This is a genomic window from Bradyrhizobium sp. LeoB3 (genome assembly GCF_055456055.1).
Genome location: NZ_JBVBEF010000055.1, coordinates 1 through 15,461 on the forward strand (window position 1 = coordinate 1; position 15,461 = coordinate 15,461).

Here is a 15,461-nt window from a genome sequence, read left to right on the forward strand (position 1 = left end):
CGGGTTCGGATTGTATTTCGGAAAGGTGTGGTCGAGCTCGGTGTCGAGCGGGATCACCTCGCAGCCGATCGCCTCCAAGACCTGCGGCGCGAACGCGCCGGCGGTGCCGTTGCCGCAGGCCGCCACCACCTTGAGCTGGCGCTTAAGCTTCGGCCGGCTGGTGAGGTCGGCGATGTAGCGCGCCGGGAAATTCTCGTGGAACTGGTAGCCGCCGCCGGCCTTGCTGGTGAAGCTCGCGCCGAGCACGATCTCCTTCAGCCGCGTCATCTCGTCGGGCCCGAAGGTCAGCGGGCGGCTCGCGCCCATCTTGACGCCGGTCCAGCCATTGTCGTTGTGGGAGGCGGTGACCATGGCGACGCAGGGCACGTCGAGGTCGAACTGCGCGAAATAGGCCATCGGCGTCACCGCGAGCCCGATGTCGTGCACCTTGCAGCCCGCAGCCATCAGGCCTGAGATCAACGCATATTTGATCGCGGCGGAATAGCCGCGGAAATCGTGGCCGGTGACGATCTCCTGCTTGACCCCGAGTTCCGCGATCAGCGCGCCGAGCCCCATGCCCAGCGCCTGCACGCCCATCAGATTGATTTCCTTGCCGAACAGCCAGCGCGCGTCATATTCGCGAAACCCGGTCGGCTTCACCATCGGCTCGGATTCGAAGGCATAGGTGTTCGGGAGGAGTACCGGTTTTGGTCTTGGAAACATGCAGTCGTCTTTCTAAGAGACAGTCAGTTGTTCGGGAGATCAAATCGAGACAGGATCATCGCGATCGCACGACGCGCTGAGCGCGATCCACGCGGTCCTTCATCGCGGAAATAGAAACGCCTCAGCTAGATCGCCGCGCCCGTCGTGCCGATGCCCAAGCCGACATCGAACAAGTCGCGCCGGTCTGACAGCGCCAAGCTGCGCAATTCGCCGAGCGTGCCGCGCGCGGCCGAGCAATGGCTGCATTTGACGATCGCGGAGGGCGGGGCGAGTTCACCATCGTCGATCACCACGCCGATGCTGTCGCATTCAATGCATACGAGCTGAAAACTCATTTTCGAAATTCAATCCACCCGGACGCTACAAATTGTCGACGAAGCAAGCCTCATGCCAGCAATGCATCGCTGTGCGGCCGAGGTTATCCGGACGATGGTGGCATTTCAATGTGACGCCTGTTTTAACCCTAAGCGGTCAGCGCAAACGCTCTGCGTTTGTCGCTAAGGCTGCAGCGCCGACGGCGGCTCCTGCGCACCGTCGGGGCGTATTCCCCTGAAGCGGTTGAGCGGGCCGCGCAGTAGCAATTCCGCGAAATGGCCGATGGCAATCCCGGAGAGCCCGCCGCCAGCCTTGACCAGCGCGTCGACGAGGCGGCCGTGCCGATCCGGCGTCAGCAGTTGCAGGGCTTCCAGCCCGAACGCGCTGCCGATGACGACTGCGATGATCAAGAGCAGCCGGTTGGGATAGGCCCGCACGAATGCAAATCCCATCAGCGCGAACGCTGTGAAATGCTCGAACTGGGGACCTGCGACGACAGGGCGGTCTTGAAGCGGGGAAAGCGTCGCGAAGGCGATGAAGGCGAGCACCAGCCAGGCGGCGCCCAGGGACAGTCGTTGATTCATAGGTTGTTGCTAAGCAAAAACGGGGCCGAGCTCAACCCACGCACGATCGTCGCCGCACGCATGGCAGCGCTATCAGTCGATATCGTTAACCCGGCGGCTGTTCAGCCGGTCCAAATCTGCTATCAAGCCGCGGAAATGAACAAAAAGTAACATGACACCGTTCATCTTGTTCATAGCCCGTTCACGCCGGTGGGTCTCATCTTAGCTAAGCTGCGACTCGCCATCGGAGGCCAAATTGCGCCTACTCGTCGTTGAGGATGATCCGGATCTCAATCGCCAGCTTACGACCGCGCTGACGGATGCCGGCTATGTGGTCGATCGTGCTTTCGACGGCGAGGAGGGGCACTATCTCGGCGACAGTGAGCCCTACGATGCCGTCGTCCTCGACATCGGCCTGCCGAAGATGGACGGCATCTCGGTGCTGGAAGCCTGGCGACGCAACGGCCGCGCCATGCCGGTCTTGATCCTGACCGCGCGCGACCGCTGGAGCGACAAGGTGCAAGGCTTCGACGCCGGCGCCGACGACTACGTCGCAAAGCCCTTTCATATGGAAGAGATCTTGGCGCGGATCCGGGCGCTGCTGCGCCGCTCCACTGGCCACGCCCAGTCCGAATTGACCTGCGGCCCGGTGACACTGGATACCCGCACCGGCCGCGTCAGCGTCTCCGGCAACCCGGTGAAGATGACCTCGCATGAATACCGGCTGCTGGCCTATCTGATGCACCACACCGGGCGCGTGGTATCGCGCACCGAGCTGGTCGAGCATCTCTACGACCAGGACTTCGACCGCGACTCCAATACCATCGAAGTGTTCGTCGGACGCATCCGCAAGAAACTCGACGTCGACATCATCCAGACCGTCCGCGGCCTCGGCTATCTGCTGACGCCGCCGCCGAACGGCGCGTAACCGCCCCGGCGCCGCTGGTCGCCGGGCTTACTTTTTGATCGCAGCATGATCTTATCCGAAATCCGGTGCCCACCCCGCATCAAGCGCGGGGCCAGCCTTTTCGGGATCATGCCCTGATGCGTGGAAGCTCGCTCGCCACCCGCCTGTTCCTGTCGGCGACCGCATGGCTGGTGGTGATCCTGGCGATCACCGGCTTCATCCTGTCCTCGGTGTATCGTGATGCGACGGAGCGCGCCTTCGACCGTCGCCTCAACCTCTATCTCCGCACCCTGATCGCCGAGGTCGCCACGCCTGATGAGCCGGCGGATCACCAGTTCCAGCTCGGCGAGCCGCTGTTCGAACTGCCGCTGTCCGGCTGGTACTGGCAGATCCTGCGCACCGACGTGGAAAAGGGCGAGACGCGCGCCTCGCGGTCGCTGTGGGACAAGAAGTTGCCGAAACTGGAGGATCAGGGCTTTGAGCTGACCGCCGCCGGCATTCGCATCGGCTATGTCGACGGCCCCGAAGGACAGACGCTGCGCATGGTCGAGCGTCCGGTCGATCTTGGCAGCGACGGCAGGTTCCTGGTCGGCGTCGCCGGCGACGCCAGCGAGATATTCGATGAGACGCGCAGCTTCGACTACTACCTCGGCGGCACCTTCACCTCGCTTGGCATCGTGCTGTTGCTGACCACGATCTTCCAGGTCCGTTTCGGCCTGGCGCCGCTCAAGCGCATTTCGGAGGCGATCGCCGATATCCGCTCCGGCCGCGCCGAACGGCTTGAAGGCAAGTTTCCGGTGGAGATCGCGCCGCTCGCGCGCGAGACCAACGCGCTGATCGATGCCAACCGCGAGATCGTCGAGCGCGCGCGCACCCATGTCGGCAATCTCGCCCACGCGGTCAAGACGCCCTTGTCGGTGATCGTCAACGAGGCCGCGACGCATGCCCCCGATCCCTTTGCCGCCAAGGTGCTGGAGCAGGCCGAAGTGATGCGCGACCAGGTCACGCATCACCTGGAGCGCGCCCGCATCGCCGCGCGCGTCACCATCGTCGCCACCGTCACCGAAGTGGCACCGGTGCTCGAGGCACTGCGGCGAACCATGGAAAAGATCCACCGCGACCGCGACATCACCATCGAGCTGAAAGCCGACCCATCGGCGAAATTCCGCGGCGAGCGCCAGGACCTCGAGGAGATGGCCGGCAACCTCGTCGACAATGCCTGCAAATGGGCGGCCTCTCAGGTCTTCATCGAGGTCCTGGTCGAGCCGCCGGCGGAGCCGGGTGCCGGCCCGCGGCTGCATATTATCGTCGATGACGACGGGCGCGGCTTGTCGGCCGCCGAGCGGGCCCAGGTGTCGCGGCGCGGCCAGCGGCTCGACGAATCCAAGCCGGGCTCGGGACTCGGGCTTTCAATCGTCACCGATCTCGCCGGCCTCTACGGCGGCAGCCTGTCGCTCCGCAATGCGCCGATCGGCGGCCTGCGGGCGGAGCTGGAATTGCCGGGAGTCTGACAGCCGAGGGGCGCGGCGAGGGACGCCCGTGCATCATTTCCTAAACGCCTTCTTAAGTCGCTCGCTTCTAAGGCGTTGAAATCGTGCGGAAAATATCGCTCAAATTGCCTAATCCAGTCCCGTTAGGCAATCGTTTGTTCACTAGCCGTTTCACTTATATAGCTCAGTAATTCCGGAGACTGATGGAACCATTCGCCTCCCGCTCGGAGATCGCGAAACTTCCTGTGCAGTCTTCTCTCGTCGTTCATCGTCCCGGGATGGATGGCGAGCAATTGGAGTGGCCTGGCAGCGTATGTTTGGAAGGCCCTCTGCCGGCGGCTCCAATCTGTAGTGAACCCGATTTTGATATGCTCTCCGTCGCTCAAAAAGTAGATTTGACCCGACGGCACTCTGCGCACTCGGCGGGCGGTTTTCTTCCCAGACATCGCATCTGCGTAGGACTGAAAGAACTCGCGTGAACCAGGCGATCCTTCCAGGGAAACCCTTGGCATTCCCGGGCGCCTCAAGTAGCTGCGAAGTTTCCCAGTCCGGTCTCGATAGGTGTTGACGTATGGAAGTGATTTTCTAGGCATTATTCGAACCCGCTCGCTTCACGGCGGCCTTGGCCAATCTCTTCTGATCCGCCGCCTTGGTGTAGCGCTCGATCTCGCGCAGCGTCTTATGGCCGGACCATGCCGCGATCTCCTTTTCGCTGGCCCCGTCCTCTGCAAGCCGCCGCATCTTGGCTTTCCGCAAGCCGTGAGCCACGCATTTGGCCGGCAGGCCAGCGCGCTTGACTGCGGCTTTGATGAGCTGCGAAAGGCCGCGCTCTGAGAAGGGCCTACCGTCCTCCCTCCCAATTAGCGCTAGCCCATTCGACCGATAGCCCTGCATCGCAAGTTCCAACTCGGGCAGTATCGGCAGCGTCAACTCTACTCCCGTTTTCTTTTGGATAACGTGTATCCCCTCGGGCGTGATGTCGCGCCTGGTTAGCCCGGCGACATCCTCGACCCTTTGGCCAGTGTAGAGCAGGAACGCATAGGCGAGGCGCTGGCGCGTTCCTATGGGCCATGCAGCCTCATAGGTCTTCAGCTCACCCTCGGTCCATGTATGGTGTTCGCCGCCCTTGAATCGATCGATGCCGATCATCGGGTTATCGTCGCGCCACCCCTCCTTCACGGCATACTTGAACAGCTTTTGCAGAACCGACTTCGTGAGGTTGGCCATGCCCGGCGATTTCGCGCCCATATCCTGGATGAGCTTTGACGCCTGCTTGTGCGTTATCAGGGCCGTTCGGTGGCCGTGCGCCTTCGCCAATGGCTCCAACACATAGCGGTAAGTCCGCCGCGATGACGGTTTTAGGTCGGCGAAGGGGCGCGAAGCATAGTATTGGGTTATCAGCCGGCCAAGGGAGCCCTCTACCTTGGAGGCCGGATGGCCCCCAGTCTGGCCAAGATATTCCTGATATGCCGCCATGAACTCGGCTGAGCCGACGACGCCGGGCAGGGTGCCGCGCACGGCCCCGCGCCTGAAATACCGGCGCAGCTTTCCCGTCCGGTCAATGTATTCATTGACGTACTTCAGCTTGATCTTGGCCATAGCCCGCCCCATCAGACATCATCCCATGATGCTGCGAGGGTCTTTTTCGGGCTGTCAACGGGAACGGAAGCGGATTCCCCGCCATCAACCACGATAGAGCCGTCCCGATTGATCAGCACCCGGCGCACGGTCAGCCCGGCGCTCTCGGCTGCCTTCACCGCACGCCGTACCTGGGCCTGAGTGAAAGTGATCGCCCTCGTCACTCCCGCGCCTCCGTCTCGGTCGGGTAAGTGGCGTTAGAGCAGCCGCAATAACCGCCCTTGACGCAGGCTTTGGCCGAGTTGTTTCCGATCACAACCGGGTAGGGGCAGTACCAGCGATGCCAGATGCGACACCACAGGTCGCTTATCCGATCGCCGCGCCAGCACAGCCTATATCCGAAGTCTTCCCAGCGATCCTTGATCCGCCACAGAACTTTGCTCACTTCTCACCTCCCGCGCTTGCCGGGGAGAGTGAGCGGATGGCCCTGGTGGCTACATCGAAAATTAGCGGCATTGTTGCCAAGGCCGACCCTGCAGTGTGGCGGATGGCATTTGAGCAGATGCAGGTGAGGGCCTTGCGCAACGCATCCCGCTCCCGTCCCGTATCACCCAGCAGCTTGGCCATGGCGCGGTGGTTGTCGTTCATGGTGGCGAGTTCGGCGCGCAGCCTCTTAATGGTTTCGCGCGCTTCTCTGGCGTCGGCTAAGAGCCCCCCGGTAGTGTAGCCAGGAGTCTCCGGATGGATTGCCGAGCAACTCAGAGGGCCTAGTTCTTCATATTTCTGAAGTCGCTCCACAATGTCAGCCATGCTCTGCCTCCGTCGAAGAGACGAGGGCGCGGCCTTTGTCGGTCAAGAACGCGGCTGATCCTTCCGTCATCGAGTCAAACGTGGTGCGGATGTAACCGGCGTTTACCGCTAGGTTGAATGTGTCAACCTGTCGCCCGCGGTCATCGCAGAAATAGTTCAACAGGTCATGGCGGATGTCAGAGGCGTCGATCTGTCCGTCTGCCTTCTCCATCATCTTGAGCAAAAGCAGAACCTTGGAGTCGATCCCCACCTTCTCTCCCTCCTCCTGGTGGGGCAGAGCGTGAGAGGCGCGGGGATCGCATCCGGCCTTGATAGAGCGCACCACAGTCATGGCATTGTCGAGCTGCAAGAGGACGCCCATCAGGTCGTCGTTCGGCTTCCAGCCCGGCGCCGGGTCGCAATGCTCCTCGACGAAACTAACGAGAAGATCCTTCGCGTAGCGATACGCCTCCCGCAACGCGGCCGTGTCGGCTCGCAACCGCTCAATCTCGTCCGCTGCATCCAGCATCATCTGCCAAGCGCCGTTATCGATCGACGGGCCACCGCGGTCGTTCACGTGTTTGCGCAGCCGCTGAACTATATCAGCCATGATCAACCCTCTTTATGTGTCGAGATTGGCGGAAGCGGGAACTGAGACGCGGCAATGAAGTCACGCGACCCCATGCAGATTTGCGTCGGCCTGCACTTACAGCGCGGCGCGGCTCTCAACGCCTCAAGTCTTGTGGTGCATTCGCCGAATAGCTTGTAACCGCCTTCTATGGCCCCCCAGGCGTACACCCCTGCGTCACAGTAGCCGCACGGCATTTGCTTGTCGTCAGCCATGCTCGCCTCCAGTTGTGGAAGTGCTGTCTGACGGGCCGGGCGAGGCGCCATCCTCGCATTGTGAGGTATGCCCGAGCGCCAAAGAGCCGTTGTTATCGGACATCCTACGCGCCGTGGCATCGCCGGTCTGTATATCGCCAGCGCTTTCCCTTTCGTCGCAAGCCGTTTGCGTCGCCGCTATAGTCGCGGTCGGTACAGGGCACGACCCGTCAGAATTCAGCGCCCGCGACGCGGCGAGCGTTGCGCGCGCTCCAACCCTCGAGCATCAGCGCGTTGGTGCCATCAAGGGCCTGATCACCGACAAGAACGGCAACACCATCTACAACCTTGCCACCGAGTTTGGCGTGACGCTGCCGACGCCGATCGACTTCGTGCTCGGCACCTCCACCACCAAGCTCCGGCCCCTCTGCCTCGACGTGCAGACGGTCATTGAGAACGCGCTGGACGGCGTACCCTATCAGGGCATAGTCGGCTGGTGCGGCAAGACCTTCTGGCGCGAGCTGATCGACCATCCGTCGGTCAAGGAACTGTACATCAACTGGACGGCGGCGGCTGAGCTCCGCGGCGTTCCGATGGACACCTTCGAGTTCGGCGGCATCACCTGGAAGCGCTACCGCACCGGTGCGCAGGCGACGGCTGCCAACGCCGGTGCCGCCCCGTTCATCGCGGATTCTGACGTTCAGTTCGTCCCGGTCGGCGTGCCGGACCTGTTCCAGACTTGGTTCGGCCCGGCCGATTACGAGGAGACTGTCAACACCGTCGGCCTGCCGCGCTACATGCGCCAGTACCAGATGGACAACGGCAAGGGCCGCCAGATCGAGATCCAGACCAACGCGATCTCCCTCTGCACCCGCCCGAAGACCCTTCTCCGCGGCACCACCTCGAACTGATCTCCCGATTGAGTCTCGCCGATGGCCGACCCAAACCCCGCGCGCACCGCAAGGCTGGCGGCGTCGGTCAAGAAGGCCTTCGGCGAGCTATTCGACATCATCCCCATGGCGGCGCAGGCCGACGTGGATGCCCGTAAAAGGGCTGATGGCACACGTACAGCGATCCTCGGCATCAAGGGTACATGGGATGGGCCGGCGGACAGCAAGCCGCCGGTGGCCCGCGGAGCCCTTCAGGACGACAACGCCCACAACTGGGCGGCGTCGTTTCCGTCCGCGACTCTCTATGAGGTGGATTTGGCTTGGATGCCGAGAGCCGGCGACAAGCTGGTCCGCAAGCTCGACAACACGACGTTTCAGATCATTGCTCCGTTCCCGGATGGGCAGGGCAGAACGATCATTCAGTTGTCCAATAAGGCGCCGCGTCCATGAGCCTTGCCAGAACCGCTCTGCGACTGGCGGCGCTCAATGCCTTGAAAGGTGCCGACGGCAACAGCGGCCCGACGATCGCGGCCAATCGCGTCTACGACAGCCGGATTAGCGACTTCTCGCCGGAGTCATACAAAGACGACGCAAAGCCAACCATCATCGTTCTGACGGACGAGGACGGCGGCGACGCGCTGTCGACGCAGAACGGCGGCCCACCGTACCGCCGGCGCGTCAACATCGTGTTCGAATTCGCCATGGTACAGTGCTTCGACCTCCCGACTGAGGACGGCGGGAGCGAGTTCGTCCCGGGTTATCCGGCCACCGACGGCGAGCACGAGGCTTCGCTCGACCTGCTCGAGTACCAGATCCTACAGCGCCTCGCTTACGACCCGGATTCAAGTTGCGCGCTGTTTCGCTCGATCAGCCGCTCATGGAAATACGACTGTCACCGGCAGGTGCTCGACGAGACCGGCGTCAAGATCGCCGCGCGCGTCCTGACGATGGAGACAGAAGTTTCAGACGACCAGGTCCGCGTGTTCATCGGCAATGGCGTCGACGACATACCGACCGGCCTCGACATATTGCCCGACCCACTCAAGACGGTTGCCAAGTCGCTGCCGCCTGGTCGCGCGCGTGACATTTGCAATGCGCTTGCCACCTCGCTGTCGCCGCTGCAGGCGCCAGAGCTTCGAGGTATGGACACCACGGTCGCCAACACCGCCGGTCAGGACCCGTTCGATATGTTCGACGTTTCGGTGGAAATCCGCAGTGCGCTCGATGTGCCGCAGGTGGTTGCCGCCGGTGCGAGCGTGACCATGGATTATGCCAAGGGCACGTTCCAGCAACTCATTCTGTCGGCGAACGTCACGTCGATCAACGTCACGAACTGGCCCGCCACAGGCCGGACGGGCCGCCTGATCATCCAGATCACCAACACCGGCTCCTTCTCCATCACCGGTTGGCAGAACACCGACTGGGCAGGCGGCACCGAGCCTACGGTCACGCAGGGCGCCGGCGCGAAAGACATCGTTGTGCTCACCACCGGCACGAACGGCGCTGAGATCTTCGGCAACGTCGTCGGTCAAGACTACCGCTAACCCCAAAGGACTATTCAATGGCGATTCAACTGTCCGTTGCCGCGCGCAACGCGCGCCTCGACGCGATCGAAACAACCGTCGGCACTGCGGCCAAGCTTCAGATCTGGTCAGGCTCGATGCCGGCGAACTGCGCGGCGGCATCGACCGGAACTAAGCTGCTCGAGGACACGCTGGCTTCCGACTGGGCGGCGAACGCGGCATCTGGCTCGAAGTCGTTCAACAACACGCCGATCGCCGGCACCGGCCTTCCCGGGGCATCCACCGGCACGAATGCTGGTTATTTCCGCCTCGTCGATAGCACCGGCACCACCTGCCACATGCAGGGCACCTGCACCGCGACCGGCGGCGGCGGCGACATGACCCTCGACAATCTTTCGATCTCATCCGGCCAGATCGTCAACGTGACATCGTTCACGCTGACCGACGGCAACCCGTAATCCACACACCAGGAGAACCGAAATGGCTTGGAATGTTTCCGCGTCCTACGACAAGGCCAGCTACAACCAGGGTGACGTCATGACCGTCACCATCAGTGGTGACTACACCGTGACCACCTCCTCGCAGCAGCAATTGGGCGCGCTGACCCTCAATCTGCAGTCGACCGACGGCACGACCTCCAGCATCGCGATGCCGGCCGAGACCGTGAACGTCACGACCACCGCGCACCAGAACGTGCGCGTCACGTCCATCGCGGACAGCTCGGGCCGCACCTGGAGCATCGCCGCTGACGGCAAGAGTGCGACGGCGACCGCGTAACAGCGCGGTCTCCCCTACAGGTCCCAGGCAGGAATAGGGAATAAACCAGCCAACGATAGGCTTCCACAATGTCCGTCACGCTTACGGTAATGTCTGACGATGGTTCCACCAGTCAGATCGTGCTTGCAAATCCAGTTGTGAATGCACCTGCAGCCGCCCCGATCGCGCCCGTCACGGGGCAGGTAGCCAGCGTCCTCCGCACGGCTGCCACCACCGGCACCGTGAGCCTGCCGAACAACCCGACACCAGGCAACCTCGTCGTTGCCTGCGTCGTGGCGACGGTGGCTAATGTCACATTCTCGGCCTTCAGTGATGGGGCCGGACATGCCTACACCAAGTCGCCAGCCTCGCCGGTCTCCGCGAACGGACAGGCTGCCGCGATCTTCTACCTGCCAAACGTGCCCGCCGGCACGTCGAAGAATTTCACGGTCACTGCGAGCGCATCCTCCAATATGAGCATCTGGATCGCCGAGTTTTCCGGTGCGGCCAGCTCTGCCGTGATCGAGGCGGAAGCCAGCCATACGGCAACAACCTCCGCCACAGCGCTCAATGACCCGTCGTTGACGACGGTTAATGATGGAGACCTTCTCGTCGGTGTGATCGCGGCGATTCAGAGCGTATCGAGCGCCAACAGCCCGTGGCATCTAATCGACGCGACCCAGAACGGCAATGCGGCCGGTTACATGATCCAGCCGGCCCATGGCGCGCAGGCGATCAACTTCACGCAAAACCCGGCCGGGGCATGGACCGCGCTCCTGACTGCATTCAAGGCGGCGTCTGCACCGCCTCCGACACCGTCTGCACCGGTCGTCACCAACGGCAGCTTCAACATGACGGTGCCCGCGACCAGCGGCCAGACCGTCGGCACGATGACCGCATCCGGGTCGCCAACCTCATGGGCGATCACCGCGGGTAACACTTCCGGTTACTTCGCGATCGACAACACCGGCAAGGTCACGGTGACGGCTGCTGGTGCCTCGGGGCTTACAGCTGGCAGCTACTCGCTGACATGTAGGGCGACCAATGCTGTTGGCGGCGGCAACGGATCAGCCACGGTGGTGGCTTCAACCCAGGCGCAGCGGTCGACCATCCCGCTTTCTTTTAATGACCCGATGTTCACGGGCATGACGGAGCGAACCAGCCCGCTCACTCTGAACAGCAATCAGAACTTGACGCGCACAAGCATTCAGGAGCAGACCGACGCTATTGCGTCGATCGTGTTGCTGGGCGACAGCGATCACAACCTAAGCTTCTGCCGCGTGAATTCACGCGAGTGCGTTCGCATTACCACGAGCGCCACCATTGATAGCTGCTACTTGGAGGCTAAGGGCATCGGCGACGATCATGCCGACGTGATACAAGTTTACTCTCCAGGCGACCGCGGCACCATCACCATCACTAACACGCACTTCAAGGCATATACACAAGCCGCGACGGCTGGATTTTGGTGCTCTGACAATTGGGGCGGCACCGTCATCCTTAACAATGTGATCTTCAATGGCGGGCCGTTTGGCCTGCGGATCGTGGCTGATACTCCGGCGCACATCGACGTCTATTGCGACAATGTGTTCTTCGTTGCGCCGTTCGGGTATGATGCAGTTCTGTTCCAGCAGGTTGGCGCCAATGCATTGTTGACCATTAAGAGCTGGAACAATTGCCGTTACGCAACCATCGAGAACGGCGTTCTGGTGCCCGGTGCGCTCATTCCCAATCCTGGGGTTGGGATAAGCTAAGAGTGAGAAGCCGTGGCCGTCGCGCTCGCCCAATCCAATAAGGGGACGTCGGCCGCCGCAACGGTGACGGCGGCGTTCCCGAGCGCGACGACCGCGGGCAACCTGATCGTTCTCGGGTTTGCGGCAGACGATTATAACGGAACGCCTGGCGCGGGCTGGACCCAGTCCACCGGCATGGAACAGCAGACGTTCCATGGTGGATATCTCTGGTGGAGAATCTCGACCGGAGAGACAAGCTTCCAGTACACGATCGGGTCCGCGACCAACAGTGCATGGGTTATTGCCGAATTCTCCGGCATCGATACGTCGTCGACCTATGATATTTCAGCCGGCCAGTTCGTGCAGTCGACAACCGGCAGTTATACGACACCCAGCATCATCCCAGGCGTCGGGGCTCGCCTTCTTTGCGCGATGATGGGGGGCTCGGCGGCGAACGCACTGGCGGGAGAAACTTGGGGCAGCTGGCTAAACAGCTTCACCGGGATCGATTCGGCCGGCACGGGAGGTGGCGGCACTAACGATATCGCCGGTTTGGCTTATCGTCTGGTCACGGGCGACGGAACCACGGCTTATTCAAGCGGCGCGACTTCTACATTCCCAAATCTACAGTCCAGATCCGGGCTGATTATCTCCTTCAAGGCGGCGTCAGGATCGTCAGTTTCGGCGACATTAAGCCAGACGCTCGGCACGCTCACCGCATCGGCTGCGGCGTCCAACCCTGTCGCGGCGACGTCGGCCAAGACGCTCGGCGCGCTGACATCCAGCGCGGCGGCTGCGGTGAGGGTTCAGGCGCAGGCCGCTCAGACGCTTGCAGCGCTCGCTGGAGCGGCCACAGCAACGGTAAGGGTTTCGGCGAGCGCCGCGCCAACACTCGCACCAGCGACCGCCTCAGCGGCCGCAACGGTGCGTGTAGCGGCATCGGGAGCGCCAACCCTGGCGGCTCTGACGTCCACCGCTGCAGCAACCAACCAGGTTGCCGCAAGTGTCGGGGCAACGCTCGGGAGCCTCACGGTTTCCGCGACGGTTTCCACCGGCGCCGCGAACGTCAATGCGTCCGTAAACCAGACGCTGGGCGCGATGACGGCGACGGCACAGGCCGCCGTCACGGTCTCGGGGAGCGCATCGGCAACCTTCGCGCCAGTCACGGCCGTGGCGGTGACAAGCGATCCGGTCGCCGCAACGGTCAACAAGACACTGGGTACGCTGACAGGCACGGCCGCCGCCGCCGTCCGCGTCTCGGCGAGCGCCAACCAGACGCTGGGAAGCCTCACCGTCACCGCGACCATCGGGTCCGGGACAAACGCGGCCGTCAATCAGACGCTCGCGAACCTGACTGCATCGGCGCAAGCCACTGCGACGGTGCGGGCCACCACGGCGCCGGCGCTCGCTGCCCTGACCGCGGCAGCTACGGCGACCGTGCCCGTAAGGGCTGCGGCAAGCCCAACGCTCGGCGCGCTGCTCGCAAGCGCCAACATCGTCGTGGTCGACAAGGCCACGGTCGCAGCAACGCTGGCTCCGCTCACCGTGAGCGCGAGCGCGGTGCACGTCATTGCCAACCGCAGAGAGCCGGCCGCTCTCCTGATCTGAGGATCTCCGTAAATGCCTGAATACGTATTCGCGAAGCCTCGCGAAGGCGGACGCGTGCGCCGTGCTGAGCAAGAGAACGGCTTCCGGCCGATCCGCGCCGAAGGCGAGAGCGTCCCGCTCATCGACTACTACAACCGCATGCTGATCTCCGGCGATCTGGTCCTCTGCGACCCGCCCTCGAGCGCCGCAAGCATTCCAGACATCACCGAACCGAAACCCGCACCGGCCAAGCCGTCGCGGCCTTCCAAGGAGCATTAAGCAATGGCCGTTGCGTTCCAGAACATTCCCTCGAACCTCCGCGTTCCGCTGTTCTATGCGGAAGTCAACGCGGGGCAGAGCCCGTTTCAGGGGCCCTCGCGCACGCTGCTGGTCGGTCAGAAGACTACCTCCGGCGCCACGGCGTCGGCGAACGTTCCGATCATTCTGAGCGGCGATCCGCAGCCCCTGGTCGGTACCGGCTCGATGCTGGCCGAAATGGCGATCTGGGCGCGGCAGAACAACCCGTTCGGTGAAATCTGGATGCTCCCGCTGGCCGATCCAGCCGGCACCACCCAGACCTGGACCATCACGATCGCCAGCGCCATCCTCGGCAACGGCGGCACCGTGTCGGTCTATATCGGCGGCGAGAAGGTGAGCACCGGTGTAGCCCCGACCGACACCAATGCCACGGTGGCGACCAACCTCGCCGCCGCGATCAATCAGGGCTACTTCAAGTTCGGCCGCTCCTTGGCGTTCCCCGTCATCGCGGCGGCGAGCACCAACGTCGTCACGCTGACCCACCGCAACGCTGGCGCGCTCGCGGCCAAGTTCTCGGTGCTGAAGGATCTGGTCGGCGACGAGGGCCCGCTGCAGACGCATCTGACCATTGCCGCAGGCACCGCGGGAACGGGCGTTCCGACGCTCGGCGCCGGCCTGGCCGCGCTCGGCGACATGGAGTTCGACTACATCTGCTCTCCGTACAGCGACACGACGTCGCTGGACGTGATCAAGGACTTCCTTGGCATGACCTCCGGCCGCTGGTCCCCGATCCAGCAGCTCTACGGTCACCACCTGACCGTGATGTTCGACTCGTTCGCGAACCTTGCCTCGTTCGGCATGGGCCGCAACGATCCGAACTGCTCGATCATGGGCGTGGTCGACAGCCCCTCGCCGCCGTGGCGCTGGGCCGCCGCCTACGGCGCGCGCATCGCCTTCGACAAGAACCTGGGCGGTGAGGTCGATCAGGCCTATCGCATCAGCGTCCCGGTGCAGACGCTCGACCTCGTCGGCATCCGCCCGCCGCAGTCGCGCGTCAACTGGTTCTCGATCACCCAGCGCAACACGCTCTATCAGGACGGCATCTCCGGCTTCAAGGTCCAGGCGGACGGCACGGTCATGATGGACCGGGTCGTCACCTCGTACCTGACCAACAGCTACGGCCAGCCGGACATCACTTGGTTGGATATCGAGACCCGGCTGCAGATGGTTTACTTCGTCCGCTACATGCGCCAGCGCATCACGCAGAAGTATGGCCGCTGTGCGCTCGCCGACGACAATCCGTCCGGCCAGCCGGCGATCGTCACGGCGAAGATCCTCAAGGCCGAGTGCATCCACGTCTATGAGGAGCTCACGCAGGGCGGCCTCGTTGAGAACCCGGACCTGTTCGCCAAGTCGCTCGTGGTCGAGCGGTCGAGCGATCCGAACCGCGTCAACGCCTATCTGCCGGTCGACGTGGTCAACCAGTTCCGCGTGTTCGCCGCCAACGCGACCACCTTCCTGCAGTTCCCGGCCTAATCACCAGAGTAA

Annotated in this window: 20 protein-coding genes; 11 read left to right on the forward strand and 9 right to left on the reverse strand. The window is 62.9% G+C overall.

Going from position 1 to position 15,461, the window contains the following annotated elements:
- The 3 genes from ACZXDY_RS28650 to ACZXDY_RS28660 form a co-directional block, all read right to left on the reverse strand.
- On the reverse strand, positions 1 to 702 hold a 702-nt coding region (locus ACZXDY_RS28650), incomplete at its 3' end, for a phosphohexomutase domain-containing protein (protein ID WP_464347798.1).
- A 125-nt stretch (positions 703 to 827) separates the two neighbouring features.
- Positions 828 to 1,037 carry a hypothetical protein gene (locus ACZXDY_RS28655; protein WP_028167983.1) on the reverse strand — a complete coding sequence of 70 codons (210 nt, stop codon included), beginning with the start codon at positions 1,035 to 1,037 and terminating at the stop codon, positions 828 to 830.
- Positions 1,038 to 1,199: 162 nt separating this feature from the next.
- Entirely contained in the window at positions 1,200 to 1,601 is a 402-nt protein-coding gene (locus tag ACZXDY_RS28660; RefSeq protein ID WP_464347799.1) for a VanZ family protein, read from the reverse strand.
- Positions 1,602 to 1,836: 235 nt separating this feature from the next.
- Between ACZXDY_RS28660 and ACZXDY_RS28665 the strand changes: the two genes are divergently transcribed.
- Both ACZXDY_RS28665 and ACZXDY_RS28670 read left to right on the forward strand, forming a co-directional pair.
- Complete coding sequence (locus ACZXDY_RS28665; RefSeq protein WP_028167982.1) at positions 1,837 to 2,508, forward strand: response regulator transcription factor; 672 nt, start codon at positions 1,837 to 1,839, stop codon at positions 2,506 to 2,508.
- A gap of 116 nt (positions 2,509 to 2,624) precedes the next feature.
- Positions 2,625 to 3,998 (forward strand): ATP-binding protein, encoded by a 1,374-nt coding sequence (locus ACZXDY_RS28670; RefSeq protein WP_456645068.1) that lies wholly within the window; start codon positions 2,625 to 2,627, stop codon positions 3,996 to 3,998.
- A 122-nt stretch (positions 3,999 to 4,120) separates the two neighbouring features.
- Here ACZXDY_RS28670 and ACZXDY_RS28675 read toward each other — a convergent pair whose 3' ends face one another.
- The 6 genes from ACZXDY_RS28675 to ACZXDY_RS28700 are packed head-to-tail and all read right to left on the reverse strand — an operon-like array spanning position 4,121 to position 6,921.
- On the reverse strand, positions 4,121 to 4,570 hold the full coding sequence (locus tag ACZXDY_RS28675; protein WP_464347800.1) for a GIY-YIG nuclease family protein: 450 nt from the start codon (positions 4,568 to 4,570) through the stop codon (positions 4,121 to 4,123).
- Positions 4,563 to 5,576 carry a tyrosine-type recombinase/integrase gene (locus tag ACZXDY_RS28680; protein ID WP_464347801.1) on the reverse strand — a complete coding sequence of 338 codons (1,014 nt, stop codon included), beginning with the start codon at positions 5,574 to 5,576 and terminating at the stop codon, positions 4,563 to 4,565. Before ACZXDY_RS28680 ends, ACZXDY_RS28675 begins: the two co-directional genes overlap by 8 nt.
- Positions 5,577 to 5,587: 11 nt before the next feature.
- On the reverse strand, positions 5,588 to 5,779 hold the full coding sequence (locus tag ACZXDY_RS28685; protein WP_464347802.1) for a hypothetical protein: 192 nt from the start codon (positions 5,777 to 5,779) through the stop codon (positions 5,588 to 5,590).
- A complete protein-coding gene (locus ACZXDY_RS28690; RefSeq protein ID WP_464347803.1) occupies positions 5,776 to 6,000 on the reverse strand; it encodes a hypothetical protein in 225 nt (74 codons plus the stop codon). The genes ACZXDY_RS28685 and ACZXDY_RS28690 overlap by 4 nt, the downstream gene beginning before the upstream one ends.
- Complete coding sequence (locus ACZXDY_RS28695) at positions 5,997 to 6,365, reverse strand: hypothetical protein (protein ID WP_464347804.1); 369 nt, start codon at positions 6,363 to 6,365, stop codon at positions 5,997 to 5,999. Before ACZXDY_RS28695 ends, ACZXDY_RS28690 begins: the two co-directional genes overlap by 4 nt.
- Complete coding sequence (locus tag ACZXDY_RS28700; protein WP_464347805.1) at positions 6,358 to 6,921, reverse strand: hypothetical protein; 564 nt, start codon at positions 6,919 to 6,921, stop codon at positions 6,358 to 6,360. The genes ACZXDY_RS28695 and ACZXDY_RS28700 overlap by 8 nt, the downstream gene beginning before the upstream one ends.
- A gap of 379 nt (positions 6,922 to 7,300) precedes the next feature.
- Here ACZXDY_RS28700 and ACZXDY_RS28705 point away from each other — a divergent pair, with 379 nt between their 5' ends.
- The 9 genes from ACZXDY_RS28705 (at position 7,301) to ACZXDY_RS28745 (ending at position 15,449) form a co-directional block, all read left to right on the forward strand.
- Positions 7,301 to 8,077, forward strand: a complete 777-nt coding sequence (locus ACZXDY_RS28705; RefSeq protein ID WP_464347806.1) for a major capsid protein — start codon at positions 7,301 to 7,303, stop codon at positions 8,075 to 8,077.
- A 21-nt stretch (positions 8,078 to 8,098) separates the two neighbouring features.
- Positions 8,099 to 8,506 carry a hypothetical protein gene (locus ACZXDY_RS28710; RefSeq protein ID WP_464347807.1) on the forward strand — a complete coding sequence of 136 codons (408 nt, stop codon included), beginning with the start codon at positions 8,099 to 8,101 and terminating at the stop codon, positions 8,504 to 8,506.
- The gene (locus tag ACZXDY_RS28715) at positions 8,503 to 9,600 is read left to right on the forward strand and encodes a hypothetical protein (RefSeq protein WP_464347808.1); all 1,098 of its coding nucleotides are present in this window, start codon (positions 8,503 to 8,505) and stop codon (positions 9,598 to 9,600) included. The genes ACZXDY_RS28710 and ACZXDY_RS28715 overlap by 4 nt, the downstream gene beginning before the upstream one ends.
- 17 nt (positions 9,601 to 9,617) lie before the next feature.
- Positions 9,618 to 10,037 carry a hypothetical protein gene (locus ACZXDY_RS28720; RefSeq protein WP_464347809.1) on the forward strand — a complete coding sequence of 140 codons (420 nt, stop codon included), beginning with the start codon at positions 9,618 to 9,620 and terminating at the stop codon, positions 10,035 to 10,037.
- Positions 10,038 to 10,059: 22 nt separating this feature from the next.
- Positions 10,060 to 10,356, forward strand: coding sequence for a hypothetical protein (locus ACZXDY_RS28725; RefSeq protein ID WP_464347810.1), 297 nt, complete (start codon positions 10,060 to 10,062; stop codon positions 10,354 to 10,356).
- 68 nt (positions 10,357 to 10,424) lie between these two features.
- The gene (locus tag ACZXDY_RS28730; RefSeq protein ID WP_464347811.1) at positions 10,425 to 12,089 is read left to right on the forward strand and encodes a hypothetical protein; all 1,665 of its coding nucleotides are present in this window, start codon (positions 10,425 to 10,427) and stop codon (positions 12,087 to 12,089) included.
- A 12-nt stretch (positions 12,090 to 12,101) separates the two neighbouring features.
- Positions 12,102 to 13,676, forward strand: coding sequence for a hypothetical protein (locus tag ACZXDY_RS28735; protein WP_464347812.1), 1,575 nt, complete (start codon positions 12,102 to 12,104; stop codon positions 13,674 to 13,676).
- 12 nt (positions 13,677 to 13,688) lie between these two features.
- Entirely contained in the window at positions 13,689 to 13,934 is a 246-nt protein-coding gene (locus tag ACZXDY_RS28740) for a DUF2635 domain-containing protein (protein WP_464347813.1), read from the forward strand.
- Between the two features lie 3 nt (positions 13,935 to 13,937).
- Positions 13,938 to 15,449 (forward strand): phage tail sheath C-terminal domain-containing protein, encoded by a 1,512-nt coding sequence (locus ACZXDY_RS28745; RefSeq protein ID WP_464347814.1) that lies wholly within the window; start codon positions 13,938 to 13,940, stop codon positions 15,447 to 15,449.
- The last annotated feature ends 12 nt before the right edge of the window (positions 15,450 to 15,461 follow it).

Coding starts and splice junctions, on each gene's coding strand:
- ACZXDY_RS28655 (WP_028167983.1), bottom strand. CDS start 1,037: ATGAGTTTTCAGCTCGTATGCATTGAATGCGACAGCATCGGCGTGGTG.
- ACZXDY_RS28715 (WP_464347808.1), top strand. CDS start 8,503: ATGAGCCTTGCCAGAACCGCTCTGCGACTGGCGGCGCTCAATGCCTTG.
- ACZXDY_RS28730 (WP_464347811.1), top strand. CDS start 10,425: ATGTCCGTCACGCTTACGGTAATGTCTGACGATGGTTCCACCAGTCAG.
- ACZXDY_RS28660 (WP_464347799.1), bottom strand. CDS start 1,601: ATGAATCAACGACTGTCCCTGGGCGCCGCCTGGCTGGTGCTCGCCTTC.
- ACZXDY_RS28695 (WP_464347804.1), bottom strand. CDS start 6,365: ATGGCTGACATTGTGGAGCGACTTCAGAAATATGAAGAACTAGGCCCT.
- ACZXDY_RS28675 (WP_464347800.1), bottom strand. CDS start 4,570: ATGCCTAGAAAATCACTTCCATACGTCAACACCTATCGAGACCGGACT.
- ACZXDY_RS28720 (WP_464347809.1), top strand. CDS start 9,618: ATGGCGATTCAACTGTCCGTTGCCGCGCGCAACGCGCGCCTCGACGCG.
- ACZXDY_RS28740 (WP_464347813.1), top strand. CDS start 13,689: ATGCCTGAATACGTATTCGCGAAGCCTCGCGAAGGCGGACGCGTGCGC.
- ACZXDY_RS28670 (WP_456645068.1), top strand. CDS start 2,625: ATGCGTGGAAGCTCGCTCGCCACCCGCCTGTTCCTGTCGGCGACCGCA.
- ACZXDY_RS28710 (WP_464347807.1), top strand. CDS start 8,099: ATGGCCGACCCAAACCCCGCGCGCACCGCAAGGCTGGCGGCGTCGGTC.
- ACZXDY_RS28745 (WP_464347814.1), top strand. CDS start 13,938: ATGGCCGTTGCGTTCCAGAACATTCCCTCGAACCTCCGCGTTCCGCTG.
- ACZXDY_RS28680 (WP_464347801.1), bottom strand. CDS start 5,576: ATGGCCAAGATCAAGCTGAAGTACGTCAATGAATACATTGACCGGACG.
- ACZXDY_RS28725 (WP_464347810.1), top strand. CDS start 10,060: ATGGCTTGGAATGTTTCCGCGTCCTACGACAAGGCCAGCTACAACCAG.